The sequence below is a fragment of the Synechococcus sp. RedBA-s genome (genome assembly GCF_024345495.1).
Classification (GTDB): Bacteria; Cyanobacteriota; Cyanobacteriia; order PCC-6307; family Cyanobiaceae; genus Regnicoccus_A.
This window is the reverse complement of sequence record NZ_JAGQBF010000003.1, coordinates 111,401-117,400: the sequence shown is the minus strand read 5'-3', so window position 1 is coordinate 117,400 and position 6,000 is coordinate 111,401. Positions and strand designations below refer to the sequence as shown.

The window sequence follows — 6,000 nt, the reverse complement described above, 5'->3', positions numbered from 1 at the left end:
TTCATCGCTGCTCCCCCCGTCGACATCGACGGCATCCGTGAGCCGGTTGCCGGTTCACTGCTCTACGGCAACAACATCATCTCCGGTGCCGTTGTTCCCTCCAGCAACGCCATCGGCCTGCACTTCTACCCGATCTGGGAAGCCGCCAGCCTCGACGAGTGGCTGTACAACGGCGGTCCCTACCAGTTGGTGGTGTTCCACTTTCTGATCGGCATCGCCTGCTACATGGGCCGCCAGTGGGAACTCTCCTACCGCCTCGGCATGCGCCCCTGGATCTGCGTGGCCTATTCCGCGCCCCTCTCGGCGGCCTTCGCGGTCTTCCTGATCTACCCCTTCGGTCAAGGTTCCTTCTCTGACGGCATGCCCCTCGGCATCTCCGGCACCTTCAACTTCATGTTGGTGTTCCAGGCAGAGCACAACATCCTGATGCACCCCTTCCACATGTTGGGTGTGGCAGGTGTGTTCGGTGGCTCCCTGTTCTCCGCCATGCACGGTTCGCTCGTCACCAGCTCCCTGGTGCGTGAAACCACCGAGAGCGAGAGCCAGAACTACGGCTACAAGTTCGGCCAAGAGGAAGAGACCTATAACATCGTGGCTGCCCACGGTTACTTCGGTCGCCTGATCTTCCAATACGCCAGCTTCAACAACAGCCGCAGCCTGCACTTCTTCCTGGCGGCCTGGCCTGTGGTCGGCATCTGGTTCACCGCCCTTGGCGTGAGCACGATGGCCTTCAACCTGAACGGCTTCAACTTCAACCAGTCGATCCTTGATGCCCAGGGCCGGGTGATCAACACCTGGGCCGATGTGCTCAACCGCGGCAACCTCGGCTTCGAGGTGATGCACGAGCGCAACGCCCACAACTTCCCGCTGGATCTAGCCACCAGCGAGATCGTGCCCCTGGCCCTCACCGCCCCAACCATCGGCTGAATTCCACTCGCCCCCCCGGGGCGAGTATCCGCTCAGCCCCTGCCCCGGCAGGGGCTTTTTGTTGCCCGATGATCAGACCGCGCCCCAGGGGCTACCGCCAGGGCTTCTAGATTTATGTGCTGATGAGAAAGGTGTTTGGCAGCTCGGATCGGTGCAAAGGCAATGGATCCGACCCGGCGGCAGTGCGCGGGGCCCTTGGGCTGGCTGATCGCGGTCCTGCTGCTGCTGCCTGCCCTGGCCAGTTGCCGCAGCGCAGGGCCTGTCGCCCAGGAGCGGCCCTTGGTGATTACCACCTTCACCGTGCTGGCCGACATGGCCCGCCACGTGGCCGGGGATCACCTGCGGGTGGAGTCGATCACCAAGCTGGGGGCGGAAATCCACGGCTACGAGCCCACCCCCAGCGATCTGCGCCGAGTGGAGGGGGCCGCCCTGGTGCTGGAGAACGGTCTGAACCTGGAGCGCTGGAGCGATCGCTTCCTGGCGGGGATGCCGAAGCTCAAGCGGGTCACCCTCACCGCTGGGATCACTCCTCTGCCGATCACCGAAGATGCCTACAGGGGAAAGCCCAATCCCCATGCCTGGATGTCCCCCCGCCTCGCAGAGATCTACGTGGAGAACATCCGCCAGGCCTTCAGCCAGCTCGATCCGGCCAACGCCGACGACTACCGCCGACGCGCTGAGGCTTACCGCGGTCAGCTCCGGCTCCTCGACAAGGACCTGCGCCGCGAGCTGGCCACGATTCCGGCGTCCAAGCGGCTGCTGGCCAGCTGTGAGGGGGCCTTCACCTATCTGGCCCGCGACTACGGCCTTGATGAGGCCTACCTCTGGCCGGTCAATTCCGAATCCCAGGTCACGCCCCAGCGCATGGCGCGGCTGATCGCCACCGTGCGCCGACGCCAGGTGCCGGCGGTGTTCTGCGAGAGCACCGTCAGTGACAAGGTGCAGCGCCAGGTGGCCGAGGAGACCGGCGCCCGCTTCGGGGGGGTGTTCTACGTGGATTCGCTCTCCACTCCGCAGGGGGAAGCCCCGACCCTGCTGAAGCTGCAGCGCCACAACGTGCGCACCCTGATCCAGGGCCTCAAGGGGGGGAGCTGAAGCCATGGACAACCCCCCCGATCTGATCGCCCACCCCGACCTGGCCCCCAGGGCCGAGCGCATTCGCGTCAGCCACCTCTGTGTCAGCTACCACGGGGCCGTGGCCCTGCATGAGGTGTCGCTGCGGGTGAATGCCGGCAGCATCTGCGGACTGGTGGGCACCAACGGTGCCGGTAAATCCACCCTGTTCAAGGCCCTGATGGGCTTCGTGCGGCCCTCCCAGGGGGACATCAGCATCAATGGCCTGCCCCTGCGCCAGGCCCTGCGTCGCCAGGCCGTGGCCTACGTGCCGCAGATGGAAAGTGTGGATTGGAACTTCCCGATCCACGTGGCCAACGTGGTGATGATGGGCCGCTACGGCGGCATGAACCTGCTGAGGATTCCCAGCCGCGACGACCACCGCGCCGTGCGCGAGAGCCTGGAGCGGGTGGAACTCTGGCCCCTGCGCCACCGCCAGATCGGTGAACTCTCCGGCGGTCAGCGCAAGCGGGCCTTCCTGGCACGGGCCCTGGCCCAGGGCTCCTCGGTGCTGCTGCTCGATGAACCCTTCGCCGGCGTCGACATCCGCACCGAGCGGCTGATGATCGAGTTGTTCCAGCAGTTCCGCGCCGAGGGCCGCAGCCTGCTGATCTCCACCCACGACCTTTCGCACATCACCGGCTTCTGCGATGAGGTGGTACTGATCAACAAGACCGTGCTGGCCTACGGCGACACCTCCGAGGTGTTCACCGAGGAGAACCTGGCGCGCACCTTCGGCGGCAGCCCCGCCCAGCTGCTCACCAGCCCAGGCCTGGAGCCGCGCCTGGAGCCGGGGCGCCAACCCTGGCGGAGTGAACCCTGATGGATCCCCTGTTCTGGCTGCTGGAGCCCCTTCGCCACGACTTCATGGTGCGGGCGCTGCTGGTGAGTGCCCTGGTGGCGGGCATCTGCGGGCTGCTCTCCTGCTTCATGACCCTCAAGGGCTGGGCGCTGATGGGCGATGCGGTGTCCCACGCGGTGATGCCGGGGGTGGTGATCGCCTATGCGCTCAACCTGCCCTTCGCCCTCGGGGCCTTCATCTTTGGGGTGGGCTCGGTGGCGGTGATCGGGTACATCAAGCAGATGACCCGGATCAAGGAAGACACCGTGATCGGACTGGTGTTCACCGGTTTCTTCGCCCTCGGTCTCACGCTGATCTCAAAGGTGCGCAGCACCATCGACCTCACCCACATTCTTTTCGGCAACGTGTTGGGGATCAGCGGCGAGGACATCCGTCAGACGGTGCTGATCAGCGTGCTGGTGCTGGTACTGCTGCTGCTGTTCCGGCGCGACCTGATCCTGTTCTGCTTCGACCCCACCCACGCCCGCTCGATCGGCGTCAACACCGGCTTCCTGCACTACCTGCTGCTCTCGGTGCTCTCCCTGGCGGCGGTGGCCGGGCTGCAGACGGTGGGCATCATCCTGGTGGTGGCGATGCTGGTGACGCCGGGAGCCACCGCCTACCTGCTGACCGACCGCTTCGATCGCATGACCTGGATCGCCATCGGCTCGGCCGTGCTCTCCAGCGTGCTGGGCATCTACTGGAGCTACTGGATGGATGCCTCGACGGCGGGCTGCATCGTGCTGGTGCAGACGGGTCTGTTCGTGCTCAGTTTCCTGTTCGCGCCCCGCCACGGCCTGCTGGCCCAGCAGCGCCGTTGACGCCGGTGGAGCAGCCAAGGCCTAGCCAGAGCTGGCCCTGGTGGCCCCTGCTGCCGCTCTATCCCTACGGCCAGCGCCGCACCCTGGTGCGCACGCTCATCCCTGATCAGATCTGGAGCTTCGAGCAGCTGCAGGGGATCTTCTACGTGGCGGTGCCGATCCGCATGACGGTGCTGCGGCTGCGCGAAGGGCTCTTGCTGTACGCACCGTTGCCCCCCACCGAGGAGGTGCTGGCGGAGTTGCGCGCCCTGGAGCGGCGCTTTGGAGCGGTGCGCACGATCGTGCTGCCCACCAGCTCCGGCCTGGAGCACAAGCTGCCGGTGCCGGCCATGGCCCGGGCTTTCCCCGGGGCCGAGGTCTGGGTGAGCCCGCAGCAATGGAGCTTTCCGATCTCCCTGCCCCTGGCCTGGCTGGGGTTCCCCCGCTGCCGCACCCGGGTGCTCCTGGCGGATGGCCTTCCCCATCAAGAGGACCTCAGCTGGCATCCCCTCGGTCCTATCGACCTGGGAGCGGGCACCTTCATGGAGATGGCCTGCCTGCACAGGGCCAGCGGAACCCTGCTGGTGACCGATGCCCTGGTGGCGATCCCGCCGGCGCCGCCCCAGCTGTTCGAGGCCGATCCCACACCGCTGCTCTTCCATGGCCGCGACCGGGGCGATCAGCCCCTGATCGACACCCCTGAGCAGCGGCGCCGCGGCTGGTGGCGGATGGTGCTGTTCGCCTCCTACCTCCGCCCCGAATCGGTGGACGTTCCTGGGCTCAAAGAGGTGTTCAGCCAGGCGCTGCAACCGGGCCTGCGCCAGCCCCGGTCCTATTTCGGCCTTTACCCCTTTCGCTGGTCGCAGGGCTGGGAGAGGGAGTTCAAGGCCCTGCTGGGCCCCCGCGGTGAAGCCCGCCTGCAGGTGGCTCCAGTGCTGGAGCGGCTTGTGTTCCCCCGCTGTCGGGAGGCCCTGCTGCATTGGCTGGAGGGCCTCGGCGAGCTGAAGCAGCTGCGCTGGCTCGTGCCCGCCCACTACGACGCCCCGATGGCCTGCTCAGCCGGTGATCTGCAAGATCTGGCCCTGGCGATCAGACAACGGCCCTGGGCCGTGTCTGAGGGCTCCTGGGCCTACCTGGCCGGCATCGACGAGACCCTGGTGCGCTGGGGTGTGGTGCCCAGTGAACCAAGGGACGAGCGGGACTCAGAGAACGACCCGAAGCTCAGAGCTTGAGTTCACCAGGATCGGCGTCCAGACCGCCCTCGCCGAAGAGGGTGGTTTCCAGCTCCATTCGTTGCTCCATCTGGCGCAGGAAATAACCAGTCATCATCGCGGAGGCCAGCAGCCCGGCGAGGTTGTCGCGGCTGGTCTGAATCTTCACTTCGAACTGCTCACCGGGGAGCATCCCCAGCAATCCTTGAACGTTGTGGCGAATGATGTCCTGGATGTCGCCACTGGCGGAGCGGGCGACCCGCTGAAGCACATCAGGTGACTGATCCTGCAGATATTGAATCAGGGAGTTCCCGCTGATTGCTTCGCTGTCGGTGGTCAGGAACTCCGGGTTGAACATGCCCCTCCGGCGTGATCCGTTTCTGGGTAGGAACCCTAACGCAAGGTTTCAGATCACCTGTTCCCCGCAGGTGGTGAAGACCGAAGGGGGCCGAGATGGCGCAGGGGCCAGTACCGGAACACGGCGGTGCCGATCACGTGGTCGGCCGGCAGGGGGCCCCAGAGGTGGGAGTCAAGGCTGGCATTGCGGTTATCCCCCATCACCAGCAGGTGGCCAGCCGGCACGGTGAGCGGTGGGAGCTCGTAGTCGATCGGCTCACTCCGCCAGGGTTCGCTCACCACCACGCCATTGCGGAGCAGGTGGCCAGAGGCCACTTCGATCACATCGCCGGGCAGCCCGACCACCCGTTTGATCAGGGCGGCCCGGGGGTCGTAACCGGCGGCCAGGAGGGGATCTGGCGGACGAAAGACCACGATCGCCCCGAGCGGCAGGACCGGGGCCAGGCGTGGCCGGAGCTTCTCCACCAGGATGCGGTCCTCCAGCTGCAGGGTGGGCAGCATCGAACCCGAGGGGATCCAGCGGGGTTCCATCACCTGCCAACGCATCAGCAGGGCCACGGCCACCCAGAGCAGCAGAGGCAGCAGTTGGCGGGCGCCCCCCCAGCGGCGACTGGCGCCGGAGGGGGGCATGGCCGAGGGGGCCGGAGGGGGATTGGGCATGATCTCTCCATCCTGAAGCGGTGGCGGACCCAGTGAGCCAGCAGCTGCCTCCTCAGCACGGTGATCGGGCTGAGGCCAACCTGCGGGCGGC

Annotated in this window: 7 protein-coding genes; 5 read left to right on the top strand and 2 right to left on the bottom strand. The window is 66.4% G+C overall.

From position 1 onward, the window contains the following. The 5 genes from psbA to KBY67_RS02090 form a co-directional block, all read left to right on the top strand. On the top strand, nucleotides 1–927 hold a 927-nt coding region (gene psbA, locus KBY67_RS02110; RefSeq protein ID WP_255108186.1), incomplete at its 5' end, for a photosystem II q(b) protein. Nucleotides 928–1,089: 162 nt separating this feature from the next. Beyond that, on the top strand, nucleotides 1,090–2,022 hold the full coding sequence (locus KBY67_RS02105) for a metal ABC transporter substrate-binding protein (RefSeq protein WP_255108183.1): 933 nt from the start codon (nucleotides 1,090–1,092) through the stop codon (nucleotides 2,020–2,022). Nucleotides 2,023–2,026: 4 nt separating this feature from the next. Further along, the gene (locus KBY67_RS02100) at nucleotides 2,027–2,863 is read left to right on the top strand and encodes a metal ABC transporter ATP-binding protein (protein WP_255108181.1); all 837 of its coding nucleotides are present in this window, start codon (nucleotides 2,027–2,029) and stop codon (nucleotides 2,861–2,863) included. Beyond that, complete coding sequence (locus tag KBY67_RS02095; protein WP_255108179.1) at nucleotides 2,863–3,702, top strand: metal ABC transporter permease; 840 nt, start codon at nucleotides 2,863–2,865, stop codon at nucleotides 3,700–3,702. Before KBY67_RS02100 ends, KBY67_RS02095 begins: the two co-directional genes overlap by 1 nt. Continuing rightward, entirely contained in the window at nucleotides 3,699–4,913 is a 1,215-nt protein-coding gene (locus tag KBY67_RS02090) for a DUF4336 domain-containing protein (protein WP_255108176.1), read from the top strand. The genes KBY67_RS02095 and KBY67_RS02090 overlap by 4 nt, the downstream gene beginning before the upstream one ends. Here the strand turns inward: KBY67_RS02090 and KBY67_RS02085 are convergent. Together KBY67_RS02085 and lepB are read right to left on the bottom strand one after the other, a co-directional pair. Beyond that, nucleotides 4,903–5,250: a DUF760 domain-containing protein gene (locus tag KBY67_RS02085; RefSeq protein WP_255108174.1), complete on the bottom strand. Its 348-nt coding sequence runs from the start codon at nucleotides 5,248–5,250 to the stop codon at nucleotides 4,903–4,905. The two genes, KBY67_RS02090 and KBY67_RS02085, sit on opposite strands and share 11 nt — an antisense overlap. A gap of 53 nt (nucleotides 5,251–5,303) precedes the next feature. After that, entirely contained in the window at nucleotides 5,304–5,909 is a 606-nt protein-coding gene (gene lepB / locus KBY67_RS02080) for a signal peptidase I (protein ID WP_399213729.1), read from the bottom strand. Nucleotides 5,910–6,000: the final 91 nt, after the last annotated feature.

Excerpts from the sequence above, each read along its gene's own strand:
- KBY67_RS02105 (WP_255108183.1), top strand. The coding sequence starts at position 1,090 with ATGGATCCGACCCGGCGGCAGTGCGCGGGGCCCTTGGGCTGGCTGATC.
- KBY67_RS02100 (WP_255108181.1), top strand. The coding sequence starts at position 2,027 with ATGGACAACCCCCCCGATCTGATCGCCCACCCCGACCTGGCCCCCAGG.
- KBY67_RS02095 (WP_255108179.1), top strand. The coding sequence starts at position 2,863 with ATGGATCCCCTGTTCTGGCTGCTGGAGCCCCTTCGCCACGACTTCATG.
- KBY67_RS02085 (WP_255108174.1), bottom strand. The coding sequence starts at position 5,250 with ATGTTCAACCCGGAGTTCCTGACCACCGACAGCGAAGCAATCAGCGGG.
- lepB (WP_399213729.1), bottom strand. The coding sequence starts at position 5,909 with ATGCCCAATCCCCCTCCGGCCCCCTCGGCCATGCCCCCCTCCGGCGCC.